At 63.3% G+C, this 18,572-nt stretch carries 17 protein-coding genes; 9 read left to right on the top strand and 8 right to left on the bottom strand.

All coding sequences use genetic code 11. The features are described 5' to 3' along the window. Positions 1 to 3 precede the first annotated feature (3 nt). The 3 genes from rimM to ffh all read right to left on the bottom strand — a co-directional run bounded on the left by rimM (position 4) and on the right by ffh (position 2,433). Positions 4 to 540, bottom strand: coding sequence for a ribosome maturation factor RimM (rimM, locus tag AC5PZ0_RS26340; RefSeq protein WP_027595721.1), 537 nt, complete (start codon positions 538 to 540; stop codon positions 4 to 6). 5 nt (positions 541 to 545) lie between these two features. Continuing rightward, positions 546 to 797 carry a 30S ribosomal protein S16 gene (gene rpsP / locus AC5PZ0_RS26345; protein WP_011535318.1) on the bottom strand — a complete coding sequence of 84 codons (252 nt, stop codon included), beginning with the start codon at positions 795 to 797 and terminating at the stop codon, positions 546 to 548. A 259-nt stretch (positions 798 to 1,056) separates the two neighbouring features. After that, entirely contained in the window at positions 1,057 to 2,433 is a 1,377-nt protein-coding gene (gene ffh, locus AC5PZ0_RS26350) for a signal recognition particle protein (RefSeq protein ID WP_027595720.1), read from the bottom strand. A 263-nt stretch (positions 2,434 to 2,696) separates the two neighbouring features. Between ffh and AC5PZ0_RS26355 the strand changes: the two genes are divergently transcribed. The 3 genes from AC5PZ0_RS26355 (at position 2,697) to AC5PZ0_RS26365 (ending at position 6,299) form a co-directional block, all read left to right on the top strand. Continuing rightward, a complete protein-coding gene (locus tag AC5PZ0_RS26355; protein ID WP_027595719.1) occupies positions 2,697 to 3,506 on the top strand; it encodes a cytochrome C assembly family protein in 810 nt (269 codons plus the stop codon). A gap of 9 nt (positions 3,507 to 3,515) precedes the next feature. Next, on the top strand, positions 3,516 to 4,721 hold the full coding sequence (locus tag AC5PZ0_RS26360) for a transporter associated domain-containing protein (protein ID WP_027595718.1): 1,206 nt from the start codon (positions 3,516 to 3,518) through the stop codon (positions 4,719 to 4,721). Between the two features lie 276 nt (positions 4,722 to 4,997). Next, positions 4,998 to 6,299, top strand: coding sequence for an MFS transporter (locus AC5PZ0_RS26365; RefSeq protein WP_274884227.1), 1,302 nt, complete (start codon positions 4,998 to 5,000; stop codon positions 6,297 to 6,299). A gap of 136 nt (positions 6,300 to 6,435) precedes the next feature. On the opposite strand, the gene purT is transcribed toward AC5PZ0_RS26365, so the two are convergent. The 5 genes from purT to AC5PZ0_RS26390 form a co-directional block, all read right to left on the bottom strand. Then, a complete protein-coding gene (gene purT / locus AC5PZ0_RS26370) occupies positions 6,436 to 7,617 on the bottom strand; it encodes a formate-dependent phosphoribosylglycinamide formyltransferase (RefSeq protein ID WP_027595716.1) in 1,182 nt (393 codons plus the stop codon). A gap of 76 nt (positions 7,618 to 7,693) precedes the next feature. Next, positions 7,694 to 8,161: a 7-cyano-7-deazaguanine/7-aminomethyl-7-deazaguanine transporter gene (locus AC5PZ0_RS26375; RefSeq protein ID WP_027595715.1), complete on the bottom strand. Its 468-nt coding sequence runs from the start codon at positions 8,159 to 8,161 to the stop codon at positions 7,694 to 7,696. 62 nt (positions 8,162 to 8,223) lie between these two features. Continuing rightward, on the bottom strand, positions 8,224 to 8,427 hold the full coding sequence (locus AC5PZ0_RS26380; RefSeq protein WP_085272712.1) for a DUF1289 domain-containing protein: 204 nt from the start codon (positions 8,425 to 8,427) through the stop codon (positions 8,224 to 8,226). Continuing rightward, the gene (locus AC5PZ0_RS26385) at positions 8,417 to 8,941 is read right to left on the bottom strand and encodes a gamma carbonic anhydrase family protein (protein WP_085272711.1); all 525 of its coding nucleotides are present in this window, start codon (positions 8,939 to 8,941) and stop codon (positions 8,417 to 8,419) included. Before AC5PZ0_RS26385 ends, AC5PZ0_RS26380 begins: the two co-directional genes overlap by 11 nt. Positions 8,942 to 8,998: 57 nt before the next feature. After that, entirely contained in the window at positions 8,999 to 9,598 is a 600-nt protein-coding gene (locus AC5PZ0_RS26390; RefSeq protein ID WP_027595712.1) for a CoA pyrophosphatase, read from the bottom strand. 125 nt (positions 9,599 to 9,723) lie between these two features. Here AC5PZ0_RS26390 and AC5PZ0_RS26395 point away from each other — a divergent pair, with 125 nt between their 5' ends. From AC5PZ0_RS26395 to AC5PZ0_RS26420, 6 genes are all read left to right on the top strand, one after another. Then, complete coding sequence (locus AC5PZ0_RS26395; RefSeq protein ID WP_099428456.1) at positions 9,724 to 10,275, top strand: NUDIX hydrolase; 552 nt, start codon at positions 9,724 to 9,726, stop codon at positions 10,273 to 10,275. An 18-nt stretch (positions 10,276 to 10,293) separates the two neighbouring features. Continuing rightward, positions 10,294 to 10,848 (top strand): L,D-transpeptidase family protein, encoded by a 555-nt coding sequence (locus AC5PZ0_RS26400; protein WP_493856045.1) that lies wholly within the window; start codon positions 10,294 to 10,296, stop codon positions 10,846 to 10,848. An 88-nt stretch (positions 10,849 to 10,936) separates the two neighbouring features. After that, the gene (locus tag AC5PZ0_RS26405) at positions 10,937 to 11,332 is read left to right on the top strand and encodes a hypothetical protein (RefSeq protein WP_493856046.1); all 396 of its coding nucleotides are present in this window, start codon (positions 10,937 to 10,939) and stop codon (positions 11,330 to 11,332) included. Positions 11,333 to 11,341: 9 nt separating this feature from the next. Further along, positions 11,342 to 11,764, top strand: coding sequence for a GNAT family N-acetyltransferase (locus tag AC5PZ0_RS26410; RefSeq protein ID WP_493856047.1), 423 nt, complete (start codon positions 11,342 to 11,344; stop codon positions 11,762 to 11,764). A 295-nt stretch (positions 11,765 to 12,059) separates the two neighbouring features. Continuing rightward, a complete protein-coding gene (locus AC5PZ0_RS26415; RefSeq protein ID WP_493856048.1) occupies positions 12,060 to 13,727 on the top strand; it encodes a ShlB/FhaC/HecB family hemolysin secretion/activation protein in 1,668 nt (555 codons plus the stop codon). Positions 13,728 to 13,756: 29 nt separating this feature from the next. Then, positions 13,757 to 18,283: a hemagglutinin repeat-containing protein gene (locus AC5PZ0_RS26420; protein ID WP_493856049.1), complete on the top strand. Its 4,527-nt coding sequence runs from the start codon at positions 13,757 to 13,759 to the stop codon at positions 18,281 to 18,283. Positions 18,284 to 18,572: the final 289 nt, after the last annotated feature.

An 18,572-nucleotide genomic window follows, 5' to 3' on the forward strand; every position in this document is an offset into this window, starting at 1 on the left:
CGTTTAGAAGTCCGCGTCCCATTCAACCCGCATCACGCCTGCTTCCAGGTCGATTGCCAGCACGCATTGCTCCGTATAGGGCAACAAACGCTCGCGATCATCCAGGCTGCCTGCGCACGGCTTGACCACCATTACATCGTTCGCACCGGTCTCCAACAGGTGATCGACCTTGCCGAACAGGTGTTCGTCCTGGTTGATGACCTTCAAGCCCTGCAACTGGTACCAGTAGTACTCGTCGACGGGCAGGTTGGGCAAAAGGCTCCGCGGTATGCAGATCTCGTAACCACTCAGAAGACGGGCTTCATCGCGATCATCGAGGCCTTTCAGCTTCACGACCAGGCCCTTTTGGGAGCCACGACCGCTGACCAGCTCTACCTGTTTTACCTTGCCTTCGTGCTTGAGCGTCCAGCGTGGATAATCCAACAGGTTTTCAATCGGATCGGTAAAGGAATACACCTTCACCTCGCCGCGAACGCCGTGAACCGAAAAAATCTTGCCAACGACGATGAGGTCGTCAGCCTTTTCTGGCGTCGCGTTCATATATCTTAGGCAGCGGCCTTGGCAGCTTCCTTCAGCAGCTGAGCAACACGCTCAGACGGCTGTGCGCCCTGGCTCAGCCAGTAGGTGACGCGTTCCTGGTTGACCGACAGCTTGACTTCGGCGCCCGATGCGATCGGGTTGAAGAAGCCAACGCGCTCAACGAAACGGCCGTCACGGGCGTTACGCGAGTTGGTCACGGTCAGGTGGTAGAAAGGGCGCTTTTTCGAGCCGCCACGGGCCAGACGAATGGTTACCATGTGAACATCGTTCCTATAGTCGGTGCTGCAGTTGGTACTGCAGTCGGTGCTGCAAATCTGAAAGCCAAATAGGCACATGCGTGCCCAAAAGGCCGCATATTCTCGGGGAATACACGGACATTTGCAAATGACTTTTTCGGCAAGGCCTCGCCATGCCGTCCAGATTCGCCGGTTAAGCCACGCTTTTCGCGGCCATTGCCCCGCCACGGCGGGGGTTCTGAGCGCTCGTCCGGTAAAAGACAAACGCCCGGAATAGGGGTTACAGCTTCGGCATGCCGCCGCCTGGCATCATGCCGCCAAGGCCGCGCATCATCTTGGCCATGCCGCCCTTGGCAGAGAATTTCTTCATCATCTTCTGCATCTGCTTGTGCTGCTTGATCAGCCGGCCGACGTCCTGCACCTGGGTGCCGGAGCCAATGGCGATGCGGCGCTTGCGCGAGCCGCTGAGCAGGTCCGGATCGCGGCGCTCGGCCGGGGTCATGGAGTTGATGATCGCCTCCATCTGCTTGAACTGCTTCTCGGCCGCGCCCTGGGCATTGCCCATCTGCGACAGGTTGACCCCGCCGATGCTCGGCAGCTTGTCCATCAAGCCGCCCAGGCCGCCCATGTTCTTCATTTGCTGCAGCTGGTCGCGGAAGTCTTCAAGGTCGAAGCCCTTGCCCTTCTTCAGCTTCTTGGCCAGCTTGTCAGCCTTGGCCTTGTCGATGGTCTGCTCGGCCTGCTCGATCAGGCTGAGCACGTCGCCCATGCCGAGGATGCGCGAGGCGACGCGGTCCGGGTGGAACGGCTCGAGGGCCTCGGTCTTCTCACCCATACCGATGAACTTGATCGGCTTGCCGGTGATGGCACGTACCGACAACGCGGCACCGCCACGGGCATCACCGTCGACCTTGGTCAGCACCACGCCGGTCAGCGGCAGGGCTTCACCAAAGGCCTTGGCGGTGTTGGCGGCGTCCTGGCCGGTCATGGCGTCGACCACGAACAGGGTCTCGACCGGCTTGACCGCAGCATGCAGCGCCTTGATCTCGTCCATCATGTCGGCATCGATGTGCAGACGGCCGGCGGTGTCGACGATGACCACGTCGATGAATTTGAGCTTGGCTTCGCGAATCGCCGCTTCAGCGATGGCGACCGGCTTCTGGCTGATGTCGGACGGGAAGAAGGTTACGCCAATGTCGTTGGCCAGGGTTTCCAGCTGCTTGATCGCGGCCGGGCGGTAGACGTCGGCCGAGACCACCATCACGCTCTTCTTCTTGCGCTCCTTGAGGAAGCGCGCGAGCTTGCCGGCGGTGGTGGTCTTACCTGCACCCTGCAAGCCAGCCATCAGCACCACGGCAGGTGGCGCGGCGTTCAGCGCGAGGTCTTCGTTGGCCGCGCCCATCAGGCTTTCCAGCTCGGCCTGGACGATCTTCACGAAGGCCTGGCCTGGGGTCAGGCTGCGCGACACCTCGGTACCGACCGCACGTTCCTTGACGCTGTTGACGAAATCCTTGACCACCGGCAAGGCAACGTCGGCCTCGAGCAACGCCATGCGCACTTCGCGCAGCGTGTCCTTGATATTGTCTTCAGTCAGCTTGGCCTTGCCGGTGACATGGCGCAGCGTCTGTGACAGGCGGTCGGTCAGGTTTTCGAACATGGTGATCCTTTCAGGCCTAGTAAAAGCCGAGGTTTGTCAGGCGCCCAGGGGGAAAATGCACACACCCGGGGCACAGCAAGGCGGCGATTATAGCGAAGTGCGGCGGCGGCGCACACCTTGCCTTCCCAGCGGCAAGCTACGGGCGCCAGGCGGCAAGAAAATGCAGCCACCTCGCGGATCCGCCTTTGCTTGTACCTTGCGGCTTCCAGCTTGCAGCTCTCTATGCCAAACTCCGTCTCTTTAAGGCTCGCCAACCAGGACTTATGTTCTCCTCACCCAGCCTCATCCCCAACCTGATCGCCGCCGGCCTTTATATAGCTGCGACCCTCTACCAGGGCACGCACCTGGCCCAGGGCCGCAAAGCTGACAAACGGCTGCTGGGCCTGCTCGGCGCCCTGGCTGTCATCGCCCAGGGCGGCGCCCTGTTCTTCCAGCTGATCACCCCGCTGGGCCTGAGCCTGGATTTTTTCAGCGCCGCCAGCCTGATCGCCGTTGCGGTCATTACCCTGACCTTGCTGGCGTGCCTGCGCATCCCGGTAGAAAACCTGCTGGTGCTGCTGTTCCCGCTGGGCGCGGTCACTGCGCTGCTGGCCCAGTTCGCGCCCCCCGGTACCGTGCCGCTGATCAACGAAGAGCCCGGCATCCTTGCGCACATCCTGCTGTCGATCCTCGCCTACGGCCTGTTCACCATCGCGGTGTTCCAGTCGTTGCTGCTGTTGCTGCAGGACCACCAGCTGAAAAACAAGCACCCGTCAGGCCTGATCCGCAACTTCCCGCCGCTGCAAACCATGGAAAGCCTGCTGTTCGGCTTTCTCTGGGCCGGCTGGTGCCTGCTGTCGCTGTCGCTGATTTCTGGCTGGCTGTTCCTCGACAACCTGTTCGCCCAGCACCTGGTGCACAAGACCTTGCTGGCCTGCGTCGCCTGGGTGGTGTTCAGCGTGCTGCTGTGGGGCCGCACCCGCCTGGGCTGGCGTGGCCACAAAGCGATCCGCTGGACGCTGGCCGGTTTCTGCCTGCTGATGCTGGCCTATTTCGGCAGCAAGCTGGTTCGCGAATTCATCCTGCATATCTGACGGCCGCCCATGGACACCCTGCCGTACGCACCGCTCCTCGGCACTCTGGCACTGGCGCTGCTCTGGTCGGCGCTTTTCAGCGCCGTGGATGCCGCCCGCCTGCAACTCAATGGTTCGCTGCGCAACGGCGACGACGGTCAAGCCCCCCTGCCCGCCCAGGCGCTGGTGCTGTGCGCCAGCCTCGGCAAGTTGCTGGTGCTGGGCCTGGCGTGCCTGATTGGCCAGCGCTACAGCGGCGAACACGGCTTCTGGCTGGCAGGCCTGGGCGCGACGCTGGCCTTGCTGGTGTTTGCCGAATTTCTGCCGCGGCGCCTGGCGCGGCGTAACCCGCAGGCGTTTGCAAGCCTGGGTGCAAGCCTGCTGAAAGTGCCCCTGGCGCTTCTGCAACCCTTGGCCTGCCTGCTCGATGGCTGCGCCAAGCTGCTGCTGCGCCCATTCCGTGTGCAGCCTACGGCGGTCGCCTTGCACCCGGAGCAAGACGACGACTTCGACGAAGACGAGGAGCACGAGCCTGCACGCCATGGCCTGCTCGACGGTTTGCAATCGCTGGACAAAGTCACCGTCAACGACATCCTGGTGCCGCGCAACGAAGTCGATGGCATCAACCTGGACGACCCGATCGAACGCATCATCGAGCAGCTGATCGTCAGCCGTCACACCCGCTTGCCGGTCTATCACAACGACATCAACCAGGTTGAGGCAATCCTCAACACCAAGCTGATCAGCCACCTGCTGCCCAAGGCGGAGCTGACCCTGGAGAAACTCCACGGCGCCTGTTACGAGCCCTATTTCGTACCCGAAAGCACGCCCCTGCAGCTGCAGTTGCTGAACTTCCATAAACAGCAACGCCGCCTGGGTGTGGTGGTGGACGAATACGGCGAGGTGCTGGGCATCGTCACCTTGGAAGACATCCTCGAAGAGATCGTCGGCGAGTTCGAAGACGAACAGGGGCTGGACAACCCGCACGTACACCCCCAGCCCGATGGCACCTTCGTCATCGAAGGCACCGCCTCGCTGCGCGAGATCAACCGCACCCTGGGCTGGCACCTGCCCTGCGATGGCGGGCCAAAGACCCTCAACGGCCTGGTCACCGAAGCACTGGAAAGCATCCCGGAAAGCGCCGTTTGCCTGAAGATCGGCCGATATCGCCTGGAAATCCTCGAAACAGAGGACAATTGCGCCAGCAAGGTACTGGTGTGGACCGTGACCCGATAGCTATACTCGGGTCACGCTTACCCAGCCCCGCCGTCCCGCCTGCTACCCGCACCCGGCGCCACACGGCCAGTCCGCTCCACTGACACGCCCCGCGGTCCTGCTTCAACACCCCGAACAGTGCCCGCTCCCGCCCCTATCCCCCTTGGGCTATCGTCAGTCGGGCGAGCAAAAGAACAATACGCTCCGGCGTCCGCGTAGGTGTGCCTGCCCTTAGAAGGTACGCGCCCTGGCGGATCAAGCCCTTGGAGCACGACCAGACTGTTAGGGACCTACTTAATGACCACGAGCAGCACCTATGCCGAAGCGCCTGCCGCGCCGGTCAACTCCCCCGCACGGGTGGCCACTGCCAGCTTCATCGGCACGGCCATCGAGTTCTACGACTTCTATGTATACGCCACGGCCGCTGCGCTAGTGATCGGCCCGGTGTTCTTCCCGTCCGGGTCGGGCACCGCGCAGATGCTCGCGGCCTTCCTCACCTTCGGCATCGCCTTCCTCGCTCGCCCGCTGGGCTCGGCGCTGTTCGGCCATTTTGGCGACCGCATCGGCCGTAAATCGACCCTGGTGGCGTCGCTGCTGCTGATGGGCGTTTCCACCACCGCCATCGGCGTGCTGCCAGGCTACGACAGCATTGGCGTCTGGGCGCCGATCATTCTTTGCCTGCTGCGCTTCGGCCAAGGCCTGGGCCTGGGTGGCGAATGGGGCGGTGCGGCGCTGCTGGCCACCGAGAACGCGCCACCGGGCAAGCGCGCCTGGTTCGGCATGTTCCCGCAATTGGGGCCTTCGATCGGCTTCCTGGCTGCCAACGGCCTGTTCCTGACCCTGGCCCTGGTGCTCAGCGACGAGCAGTTCCGTGAATGGGGCTGGCGCATTCCGTTCCTGCTCAGCGCCGCACTGGTACTGGTCGGCCTTTATGTGCGCCTCAAGCTCGAAGAGAGCCCGGTGTTTGCCAAGGCCATTGCCCGCCATGAGCGCGTGAAGATGCCGGTGGTCGACCTGTTCTCCAAATACTGGGTACCGACCCTGCTGGGCGCTGCGGCGATGGTGGTGTGCTATGCGCTGTTCTATATCTCGACGGTGTTCTCGCTCAGCTACGGCGTGACTACCCTGGGCTACAGCCGTGAGACGTTCCTCGGCCTGCTGTGCTTCGCGGTGGTGTTCATGGCGCTGGCCACGCCCCTGTCGGCTTGGCTTAGCGACCGCTACGGGCGCAAACCGGTGCTGATTGTCGGCGGCCTGCTGGCCGTGGCATCGGGCTTTACCATGGAGCCGCTGCTGACTTCGGGCTCGACCACGGGCGTGGCGCTGTTCCTGGCCATCGAGCTGTTCCTGATGGGCGTGACCTTTGCGCCGATGGGGGCGTTGCTGCCCGAGCTGTTCCCTACCCATGTGCGCTACACCGGCGCGTCGGCGGCGTACAACCTGGGCGGCATCGTGGGGGCTTCGGCGGCGCCGTTCTTTGCTCAGAAACTGGTGAGCATGGGCGGGTTGAGCTGGGTGGGCGGGTATGTGTCGGTGGCGGCGGTGATCAGCTTGATTGCGGTGCTGTGCCTGAAAGAGACCCGAAACACGGAGCTCTAACTAATGGGGGCTGCTTTGCAGCCCATCGCAGGCAAGCCAGCTCCTACAAGGCCCACACAGCCCTTGAGCTTTGAGCAGAACCTGTGGGAGCTGGCTTGCCTGCGATGGGCCGCAAAGCGGCCCTAACGGTGTTGAATCAGAACTCGACCTTGACCGCCTGCGAAGCGCGAGTCGCCTTGGCTCGCGCCGCTTCGATCGACTCATCACGTGCCAGGCATACGCCCATGCGACGGGTACCGTTGATTTCCGGCTTGCCGAACAGGCGAATGGCCGTGTCCGGCTCGCTCAGCGCGGCGCCAAGGTTGGCGAAGCTGGTCTGTTGCGATTGGCCTTCTGGCAAGATCACCGCCGACGCCGATGGCCCAAACTGACGCACCACCGGAATCGGCAGGCCCAAAATGGCGCGTGCATGCAGGGCGAACTGCGACAGGTCTTGGGAGATCAACGTCACCAGGCCCGTGTCGTGCGGGCGCGGCGACACTTCGCTGAACCACACCTGGTCGCCCTTGACGAACAACTCTACGCCGAACAGGCCACGGCCGCCCAAGGCGTCGGTGACTGCCTGAGCCACACGCTGCGATTCTGCCAGGGCTTTCGGGCTCATGGCCTGGGGCTGCCACGACTCCTGATAATCGCCTTTCTCCTGACGGTGGCCGACAGGCTCCAGGAACGTGGTGCCGCCGACGTGGCGCACGGTCAGCAGGGTGATTTCGTAATCGAAATCGATGAAGCCTTCGATGATCACCCGGCCCTTGCCGGCGCGGCCGCCTTCCTGGGCGTAGTCCCAGGACTTCTGCAGGTCGGCATCGCTGCGCAGCAGGCTCTGGCCTTTGCCCGACGAGCTCATCACTGGCTTGACCACGCACGGGTAGCCGACATCGGCCACGGCCTTGGCATAGTCTTCGTAGGTGTCGGCGAAGTGGTACGGCGAGGTCGGCAGGTCCAGCTCTTCGGCGGCCAGGCGACGGATGCCTTCGCGGTTCATGGTCAGCTGGGTGGCGCGGGCGGTGGGCACCACGGTGAAGCCTTCGTTTTCCAACTCGACCAGGGTCGCGGTGGCAATGGCTTCGATTTCGGGGACGATGTAATGCGGTTTCTCGGCTTCGATCACTGCGCGCAGGGCGACGCCATCGAGCATGTTGACCACATGGCTGCGGTGCGCCACCTGCATGGCCGGTGCATTGGCGTAGCGGTCTACGGCAATCACTTCGACGCCCAGGCGCTGCAGCTCGATCACCACTTCCTTGCCCAGCTCACCGCAGCCGCAGAGCAGTACTCGGGTCGCGGTGGGCGACAATGGGGTTCCGATACGGGTCATTTCAGGTCCTCGAAGGCGTCCGGGGCTGCGCCAGGCTGAGCGCCGCCCGCTGAAAAAGGACCCGTATTCTACACCATCAACCGACCGCGGCAGCCCGCCGGGCGCGAAATGCCATGGCCAGCCATACGGCAGTGACACCGGCGAACTTCGAGGCCATTGCCGTGCCGATCACGGCCGGCGTCAAGGCACCGATCATGCCGAAGAAAATGAAGGTATCGACCGGGATGCTCAGCGCCGAGCTCAGCCATAGGCGGTCGCGCAGCGGCCGACGGGTGATGCTGAACACCAGCCAGTCGATCAGCTCTGAGATGAAGAAGGCGGTGGCGCTGGCCAGCGCAATGGCCGGTTCCGAGGTAACGTACGACAGAACCAGGGCCACCAACATGGCGACCAAGGCGCCATGCCCGAAACGGGTCTGGACCATGTCGCGCAGGATGAACACCAGGCCGCCCCAGGCAGACCAGATGATGTCCAGGTGCGGGGCACTGGAAAAGGCGTAGTTGATCAGCACTACGCTGCTGATATAGGCGATGAGATAGAACATGAGCAGTAACCGTCAGACAAGCCGCACAGGTTACTTGATTTTGGGGTCAGCGGCAGCCGCGCCTACAAAATCATCCCGGCAGCCACTGCCCGCTCATGGCAAAGCTTCAGCACGGCGCGGCGCTCAGTGTTATCCATGCGCCCCCAGCGCCCGATCTCGGCCACCGTACGTTGGCACCCCGTGCAGATGTCCTGCTCGTCCAGCGCGCAGATGCTCACGCACGGCGACGCCACCGGGCGCTCTGCCTTGACCACTTCACTCATCATCCACCACCAAGTCACGCGCATAGCGCTGGGCATTGTGCACATAGTGCGCGGCGCCGGCCTCGATCAAGCGCATCTGCTGTTCGCTGAGCTCGCGCACTACCTTGCCCGGCGAGCCCATAACCAGCGACCCGTCGGGGATTTCCTTGCCCTCAGGGATAAGCGCATTGGCGCCGATGATGCAGTGCTTGCCAATCCGCGCCCCATTGAGGATCACGGCATTGATGCCGATCAGGCTGTAGTCGCCAACCGTGCAACCATGCAGCATGGCGTTATGGCCCACCGTCACCCCTTTGCCCAGGGTCAGCGGCGAGCCCATGTCGGTGTGCATCACCGTGCCGTCCTGGACATTGCTGTCTTCGCCGATGTCGATCAGCTCATTGTCACCCCGCAATACAGCGCCAAACCAGACACTGGCACGGGCCTGCAGGCGCACGTTGCCGATCACGGTGGCGTTGGGCGCGATCCAACTGGTCGGATGGCTGTCGACCCGCAGGTCGCCCAGGCGATATTTCATGCTCGCTCCTCAGGATAAACGGCGGCGGTTTGCGGCAAACGGCAGGGTGGGCCCCGCTCAGATCTCGATGTAACGTTCCGGGGGTTGATGCAAGCTGATACCCGCGTCATACAGCAGGTTGACCAGCTCGACGATCATGATCGCCGACAACCCCCAGATCTTGTATTCGCCGTAACGGTAGCTGGGCACATACCAACTGCGGCCCTGGTAATCGATACGGTGGGTGTGGTCACGCGGGTCTTGGCGGAAGAATTCCAGCGGCACGGTGAATACTGCCGCGATCTCTGCATCATTGGCGCGGTATTCGACGTAATCGGGGATAAGCCCGACGAATGGCGTCACTTTCAGGCCATGCAGCGAAATCAGTGGGCTCAGCGGGCCGATCACTTCCACCAGCCCAGGGGGCAGGCCGATTTCTTCTTCGGCCTCGCGCAGGGCGGTAAAAACCAGGTCCGGGTCTTCGGGGTCGCGGCGGCCACCGGGGAAGGCGACTTCGCCACCATGGGTCGACAGCCCCTTGGCGCGCAGGGTCAAAACCAGTTCGGGCGCTTCGCTGCGGGTAATGGGCAAGAGTACCGCCGCTTCGGGAAACCGTCGGTCAGTTTCCAGTGATGCAGGTTCATGGTTGCTCATTCGGCGAAGAAGCTCGTCCAGCATTGCGCACTCTCGTATCCAAGGCCTGTCTTGCATGATGCACCAAAGCCGCGAAGCACCCAAGCCCCGTGCGCTTGCGGCGGCCCCGTCGGCGCGCCAAGATAGCCCAGTCAAAAGGGAAGAACAGCATGAAATTCTGCAGCGCATGCGGCCAACCGGTCGTTCAGCGGATCCCCGAGGGCGACAGCCGCCTGCGGTACGTCTGCGAGTATTGCCAGACCGTTCACTACCAGAACCCCAACATCGTCGCGGGTGTGCTGCCCACCTGGGGTAGCCAGGTGCTGCTGTGCCGGCGCGCCATCGAGCCACGCCGCGGCTACTGGACCCTGCCCGCCGGGTTCATGGAAAACGGCGAAACCCTCGACCAGGCCGCCCGTCGCGAAACCGTCGAGGAGGCCTGCGCCCAGGTAGGGCCCATGGCCCTGTACCAGTTGTTCGACCTGCCGCACATCAACCAGGTACACGTGTTCTTCCGCGCGGAACTGGCCGACCAAAGCTTTGATGTGGGCATCGAGAGCCTGGAGGTGCGATTGTTCGAACAACATGAGATACCGTGGGACGAGCTGGCTTTCCGCACCGTCACACGCACACTAGAATGCTACTATCGCGACCGCATCGGGCAGCACTACCCCATAGGCCATGAGTACCTGCCGCCGATGAACGTCTCGCCCACTACTTAAGCCTGCAGGTGCTGCTTCATGCGCTGGTTGTTTGCCCTTTTCTGCCTTTGCGTTACCTCGGTGTCCCAGGCTGCCTTCACCGAGACCATCATTCGCAAGCCGCAGCCACCGGCGCCTGCGCAGTCGCAATCGCAGGCCGCCATGCAGCCGCTCATCGACAAGGTGCTGGTGATCAAGTCCGAGCGCCGCCTGCAACTGATCAGCCGTGGTGAGCCACTGAAGACCTACCGGATTTCCCTGGGCAAGCAGCCCAAGGGCGCCAAGGAACGCGAAGGCGACAAGAAGACCCCCGAGGGCCTCTACTGGTTGGACTGGCGCAAACAGAGCGACCGTTTCAACCTGGCCATGCACATCAACTACCCGAACATCAGCGACGCCGCCCGCGCCACCCGCGAAGGCGTAAGCGCCGGCAGCATGATCATGATCCATGGCACGCCGATCAACGACGATTACCCGGAGTGGTACTTCCATACCCTGGACTGGACGGACGGTTGCATTGCCATGCGTAACCGCGACATGCAGGAAGTCTGGGAACTGGTCAAGGACGGGACATTGATCGAGATCCGCCCCTGACGGGGCGCTTGTAGCGACTTGTAATCAATGCTTGGAACTCGGTGTCAAGCTGTATGTGCTACGATCGGCATACCCAGAGGGACTCACTGTGAACAAGCAATTGCAATCAAAAGCACGCCTCCCAATGGCCGGCAGGAAAGGCGTCATCGCCTTGCACAGCAAGAGTGGCATGGTCACGGCTTATCGCAATGCGGGTGCAGTAGTTGAGGAGCATGCGACAAAAAGCTTGAGCGTCCGCGTATTGAGCTCAGGCACTTCGCGCGGGCGTACCAGCCGTGCACCACACTTGTCCGACATGGAAAAAGAACTGGCCGAACTCAAAAAGGTGGTTGCTGCCCTGGCTGTTCGCTCTGTAATCGAAGATGAGGTTTTGAACTTCGATCAGGAAGGCATGACTGTTCTGGACGCCGACATCGCTGATCAGTTGCTCGATAACCCTCCAGAGCCCAATGAAGCGCTTCGCAACTTACTTGCCTTGCGCTAAGGCCTTGCGATGGAATTCATCACCATAGCGTTCGATAAGACGATTGATCGAACTTCGTTCGACTGCTCTACCCACCCCGCTCTGAATACCTACATAGCCCAGCAAGCCGGCCAGGACGAAAAGCGCAATGTCTCGCGCACCTTCATGTACCTGGAGGACGGGATGCTGCTTGGCTACTACACCCTTGCGAATACTTCAGTAGCGCTCGATGAGCTGAGCGAAGAACAGGCGAGGAAGATGCCTCGGTACCCCATGCCGGCAGCCATGCTGAGTCGCCTGGCTGTTGATCAGCGCATGCAGCGAAAGGGGCTTGGACAGCGGATGATGGCCGACTTTTTCCGTCGTATCTACACGGTTTCAAAGCACTCGGGGGTGGCCTTCATCGTTGTGGACGCAAAGATGAGCAGGCAGCCAAGTACTATCGGGAGCTGATGTTCATCCCCTCGAAACACAACCCACTCCGCCTGCTGCTGTCGACTGCGACAATCATTCAAGGCCTGCGACCCCAAGAGCAGCTTAAAAACTAACGCTCGCTGCACGGGACTGGCTCAATGGCTGCACTTCCATGCTTCCTACATACCCCTCATCGTGTAGGAGCTTTCGCACCTTCAACCGCGAACCCGCCTGACATCCGCTTAGGCGGCGTACTGCATCCAAGCGAATCACTTAATTCTTAGCATCCACGCAGACGAATACGAAATCCGTACGTCATCTGCGGGGTGCTTCAATGCCGTACCGAATACGCATCATTGCCAGCAGCCTGCTTGCCTGCTGGCTGGCCAGCCCCCTGGCCTGGGCCGACGACCTGGCCAGCCAGCAGTTGCGCGACCAGCAGCAAACGTTGCGCCAGCTGGAACAGCAACAACGGCTCGAGCGCTGGCAGCGTGCCCCCGCCCCGCCAGGCGATGACGAAAACCAGGCCCTACAGGCGGGCGACAGCCACTGCTGGGCGGTGACCGGTGTTCGTCTGGCGGGCCACCGTCAGGTGCCGGGCACGGCACTGGAAGCGACCGTGCGGCCCTTCATGCAGCCTTGCATGGGCATCGTCGACATCAACCTGCTGCTCAAGGCCATCACCCAGCGCTATGTGCAGGCGGGCTACCCCACCAGCCGCCCTTACCTGAGCCAGCCACCCGAGGATGGCGCGCCGCTGGACATCCTCATCAGCGAAGGCTTCGTCGAGTCGATCGAACTTGGTGCCGACCTGCCGCTTTCCTTGCGTGGCGCTTTTCCTGACGTGCTGGGGCAGCCGCTGTACCTACCGGCGCTGGAGCAAGGGCTCGACCAACTCAACCGCCTGCGTGCCTATGAACTGAGTGTCGACTTGCTGCCCGGCGCCCTGCAGGGCGGCACCCGAGTAGTGGTTCAGCCCCACAAGACCGCCTCGCGCTGGCACCTGGACAGCCGCCTGGACAACCGTGGCAGCGAACTGACCGGCCGCCATCGCCTGAACCTCGGCATTGGCCTGGACAGCCCGCTTGGCCTGAACGACGACCTGCGCCTGTCGTTGGCCAGGGCCGTCATCGATGCGCCGGGGCGAAGCAACGGTGTCACGGCGTACTACAGCATTCCGTACGGCCCGTGGACTTTCGCCGCCAGCGCCAGCCAACTGAGCTACAGCGCGCCCATACCCCAAGGGCGCCAGACCAGCAGTGGCAACAGCCGCTTTCTGGGGCTCAGCGCCGAGCGGGTGCTATGGCGCAACCAGCAGGGCATGCTCAGCGCCAGCGCCCGGCTGGACCGCAAGCAGCTCACCAACCGCACCGGCGGCAAGGCCGTGAGCCTGCAGAGCCCCACCCTGACCACGGTAGAAGCGGGCATCAACCTGCTGTGGCTCGAAGGCGGCCTGTGGCACGGCTACCTCGGGTTCGCCCAAGGGGTGGGCTGGTTTGGCGCGGACGCTTCAGCGCCCAGTGCGCTGGGCCCACGACCGGACTTTCACAAGTACCGCGGCACGCTGCTGCACCTGCGCCAAGGCCCGGCGCAGCGGCCCTGGCGCTGGCAGAGCGAACTGGGCCTGCAGTACAGCCGCGACCGGCTGCCGGCCGTCGAGCAACTGCTGGCCAGCGATGATTCCGCTGTGCGCGGGTTCCGCCTGCGCACTTACTCCGGCGCCAGCAGTGCCGTCTGGCGTAACACCTTCAGTTATCCGCTGACGCCGGCCTGGGCCGGATCGCTGCAGCTGCGGCCCTATGCCGGCCTCGATCAGGGCTGGACCCGGCTGGCTCGCGACAGCCCCGTTCAACGCCTGGCAGGCGCGGCAGCCGGCATCGAATTGAGCTTGCCCGACAGCCGCGTGCGCCTCGACTACCAGCGCGCCTTGTACACCAGTGACCTGCCCCGCGCGCTTCTGGAGCCGGGCTTCTGGGTGCTGGAGTGGAACCTGAGCATCTGATTCACCCCACAAAAAAAGAGAACGAGACCATGCAAACGCGCTCGCAGTTGACGTCTACCCGCCCGGATACCTTGCGTTGGGCCATCTTCCTCGCCCTGCTCGGCTCCAGCAGCGTGCTGGCCCAAGGCGGCCTTGAAGCCGCTACCGGCCCAGGTGGCACCCCGGTCATCAACAATGGCCATGGTGTGCCAGTCATCGACATTGTCGCCCCCAACGCCGGCGGCCTGTCACACAACCAGTTCCTCGACTACAACGTCGGCAACCCCGGCGTGGTGCTGAACAACGCCACCCAGGCCGGCCAATCGCAACTGGCCGGTGCCCTGGCCGCCAACCCGCAGTTCCAAGGCCAGGCGGCTTCGACCATTCTCAATGAAGTGATCAGCCGCAACGCCTCGCTGATCGAGGGGCCGCAGGAAATCTTCGGCCGCCCCGCCGATTACATCCTGGCCAACCCCAATGGCATCACCCTCAACGGGGGCAGCTTCATCAACACCACGCGCTCGGGCTTCGTGGTCGGCACCCCAGAATTCGAAGACCAGCAACTCAAGTACCTCGACACCCTCAATGCCAGCGGCGCCCTGCAGGTACTGCCCGGTGGCCAAAGCAACAGCACCGGCGCGCTTGACCTGATCGCGCCGCAGGTAGACAGCAAAGGGCTGCTCATGGCCGGCAGTGAACTGAACGTCACGGTGGGCCGCAACCGCATCGACCAGGCCAGCGGCCAGGTGGTCGAGCACTTGCCCGGCACAGCGGCCAGTATCGATGCCAGCCTGTTCGGGGCCATGCGCGCCGGGCGCATCCGCGTGGTGAGCACCGCCGAAGGCGCGGGCGTGCGCATGGGGCCCGTTCAGGCACATGCCACCGACGGTATCGACATCCAGTCAGCCGGTAGCCTGCACATCAGCGGCAAGGCCGACACCCGCGCCGAACTGCACAGCGAACGGGGCGCCCTGGCCCTCAGCGCCGCCGACGACCTGACCCTGCGCGCCGTCGATGGCCAGGCACAACAGGTGGTGGTCACGGCCGGGCAGAAGCTCACCCTGGACGCCGACAGCCTGGAAAACACCCAGCACGATCGCGAAAACTGGAACAAGAAGTTCCTCTTCATCACCCGCGAAACCTACAACCGCGAGCGCACCACCCGCGACCGTCAACAGCAGGGCACGCAGTTGCGCGGCCATGACAACGTTCGGCTGCAATCGGGTGCCGATATGCGCCTGTTGGCCGCCGACGTGAGTACAGGGGGTGAGTTGAACGTCGACAGTGCCGGCAACCTGGACATCGTGGCGGGCATCGACAGCAAACACATCACCGAACAGGTGCGCCACCGCAAGGACCTGTGGCGCGGCGACAGCGATACCGAGCAAACCCTCGAAACAGCCCGGGGCAGCACGTTGAATGCCGGGCGCCTGACCCTCACGGCAGCCGACGCCCTCAAGGTTGAAGGCAGCACGCTGCATGCGAACAGCGACATGCAACTCAAGGCCCGGCACATCGAGGTCGGGACCACGGCCTTGCAGGAAAGCGGCACCCAACGCAATTACCGCGGCGACCTGGTCTCCGGCACCTTCTTTGGTGACCGCAAAGGCAATGACACCCAAGCGCAGGTCGTGGCTGGCAGCAGTGTGACGACGGACGGCAAGCTGAACATGACGGCCGACCAGGTCACCATCAAAGGCAGCAAGGTGCATGGCAAGGAAGACTCGGTGCTCTACAGCGAAAACGGCCTGCTGGCGATCGAAGCCGACCGCGGCAGCAGCACCTCGACCGATCACCAGAGCGACAGCAAACTGTTCGGCCTGATCGGCAGCGACCGCAAGCACACCACACGCAAGGACCAGGTACTGGTCAGCGACGTCTCGTCCAGCAGCAACCTGCGCCTGGCCAGCGCCGACGAACTGCGTATCCACGGGGCAAAGGTCGAAGCAGGCAAACATTTGCAGGTAGAAGCCAAAGGCGACCTGGTGATCGACAGCGCGCAGTCGCGCAACGAAACCGACACCCGGCACCAGCAACGTGGCCTCAGTGTCGGCGCCAAGCAGACTGAAGAGGCGCAGGATGGCAAGCCGGACTCGCGTCAGTACGAGGCCAGCCTGGGATATCAAGTCGCTACCACGACCGGTACGACGCAGGAAACATCACAGGTGTCCAGCGAACTCAAGGGTGCCTCGGTAGGCCTGCAAAGCGACGCCCATTTGCAGGTCAATGGTTCCAAAGTCCAGGCCAGCGCCGGTGACTTGGACGTGACCGCCAAGCACATCGCCCTGGGTGCAACCCGCAATGAGCGCGAGTCCATCAGCAAAAACAGCCAGAGCGGAGGCAGCGTTAAAGTGACGGGGGGTATCGACCGGTTGGGCAGCGCCTTCGCAGGCCATCACAACACCCAGACTCAGCTCGAACGCGACAGCACGGTACAAGGCAGCGAATTGAAAGCCAGCGCCGGGGTGAAGCTGGAGGCCGAGCATTTGCTCACCGAAGCCGCACGCGTCGATGCCGGCCAGCAACTGAAGGTCACTGCCAAGCACATCGAGAACCGTGCCGTGCATGACACCCATGAGCGTGAAAGCGTCACAGACAACTGGGCCGGCAGCCTGGGTGCCAGCGTGGAATACCGTGACCTCACCCGCCCCATCGAACGCTTGGTGCTCGGTGAGGAGGCCGCGCGCTTTCAGCAAGCCTCGCCCGAAGACGCGATGGTGGCCCCGAGCGTCGGCGCCGACATGACCGTGGACCATCTCAAACGCCTGGAGAACCAACGCCGCAGCTTGGCCCAGGTGAGTGAGCTGACCGGTGCAACGGTCGAGGTCAAGGCCGGTGTCATTGATGACCAGGGCACCGCGTGGAAGGCCAACGCCGGGAAACTGCTGATCGACGCCTCGCAGCACACCCTGCGGGCAGCCGAGAACACTCAGGTAGATACCGTGCAGCGCATGGCCTATGGCGGCGATGCCCGCGTGGACACCAGCAGCGGCAACGACCTCAATGTTCGCGCCGCCGGCAAGGGCGGCTCGCTGGGCAAACAGGACACTGCCAGTACCGCCGTGCCCGGAAGCCTCTATGGGCAACAGGGCATCCAGGTACAGCTGGGCAGCGATGGCCTGTACGAAGGCACGCGCATCGACGGTGGCGAAGGCAACGTGGCCATGCGCAGCGGGGGCTCTTTGACGTTGTCCCAAGCCAATGACCGTAATACCCAGTCCGCAGGCCAGCTTGACGGCAACGCCTGGGCCAAGGTTGGCAATCGCCCCGGCAGCACTGGCGTCGACGCCCGCGGCTACCTTGATCACCACCAGCAAGACAGCGCGCAGACCAAGGCCCAGGTTGCGCAGATCGATGCCAAGGGAAATGTTCACCTGAGCAGTGATGGCGACCTGAAGCTGGAGGGGACGCGTATCGGCAGCCGTGACGCCAAGGTCGGGGATACCCTGCTGGAAAGTGGTGGCCGCTTGCAGGTCACCGCAGGCAGCGATACTCAGCAGGCCAAGGGCGGCAACCTGGGCGGCGGCCTGGAGCTTGCGGTCAAGACCGGCGCAACGAAAGGGGGCGGCATCGGCGGGCACTTCAACCACGGCAAGCAGAACGAGGATGCCAGCCAGGCTGTCGATGCCCGCTTCGACAGCGCCGGCACGCTGACGCTGAGCAGCCGTGCCCGCGAGGACATCGCCTTGCACCTGCAGGGGCTGCACGCCTCAGCCGAACAGATCGTGCTCAACGCCGCCGGTGGCGGCATGCGGGTGGAAGCATCCAGCAACCGGGAGCAACGCGACAACCTCGACATCACCGCGGGGGCCGGTTTCAACATGGCCAAGGGGGATACCGATACCCGTGGTCTGCATGGCCGCGCACAGGTCGCCCTGGACAAACGTGACAACCAGACCTGGAACGCCAGCCAGCTGCGCGCTGAGGGTATCCAGTTGCACAGCCGTGGCGACACACGCATCGAAGGTGCCAGCCTGGAGGCAGGGCGTATTACCGGTGAGGTCGGCGGCGATCTGCGCATTGCCAGCCGCAAGGACAGCGTCGATAGCCTGACCGTGAAAGCTGACGCACGCCTGAGCCAGGAAAAGAACCCGCAAGGCTACACCAACGCCGCCACCGCGCTGGCAGGGCCGCTGGGTAGCAAGGTCGGCGAAAAGGCCGGCCCAGCCTTGAGCAAGGCCGAACCTGGTTTCTCACCGACCTTGCGCCTGGACCTGTCGCATCAACAGCGCGACACCGTGGCCAGGCAGACCACGCTCAAGGGCAGCGAAGGCATCGCGCTGAAGGTTGCGGGCGACGCTCACTTGGTCGGCGCGCGGTTGCAGTCGGCCAAGGGTGATGTCGAGCTGAGCGCCAATGCGATTAGCCAAGAGACCCTGAGTGGCAGCGACTATCGCCGCGATGTGTCGATTGACGTGTCCAACTCGCCGGTGGACCTGGGCACAGCGGTGGCTGAGTTCACCAAGGGCAAGGGCGCAGCTGACGGCGAGAATGCGCTTGATCTTGGGGTATTGCGTACCAGCGGGCATAACCGCAGCGAGCAATGGGTATCGAGTACCCAGGGCAAGGCGGACTGACCCTCGTCTACCGCACCCCTGTAGGAGCAGCCTTGTGCTGCGAAGAGGCCCGTGACAGCAGCGAAGATTTAGTGTGTTGTCACCGGCCTCTTCGCAGCACGAGGCTGCTCCTACAGGGGGTGCGTTCCACCGCAGATTCGGGTGGTTACCAACGGACCCGCCGCTGCCCTGCCGTTGCCTCTGGTCCCAGCTACTGCACCCCCCGGTAGGAGCAGCCTTGTGCTGCGAAGAGGCCCGTGGCAGCAGCGAAGATTTAGTGTGTCGTCACCGGCCTCTTCGCAGCACGAGG

It is taken from the genome of Pseudomonas sp. 5.2, from assembly GCF_059025405.1.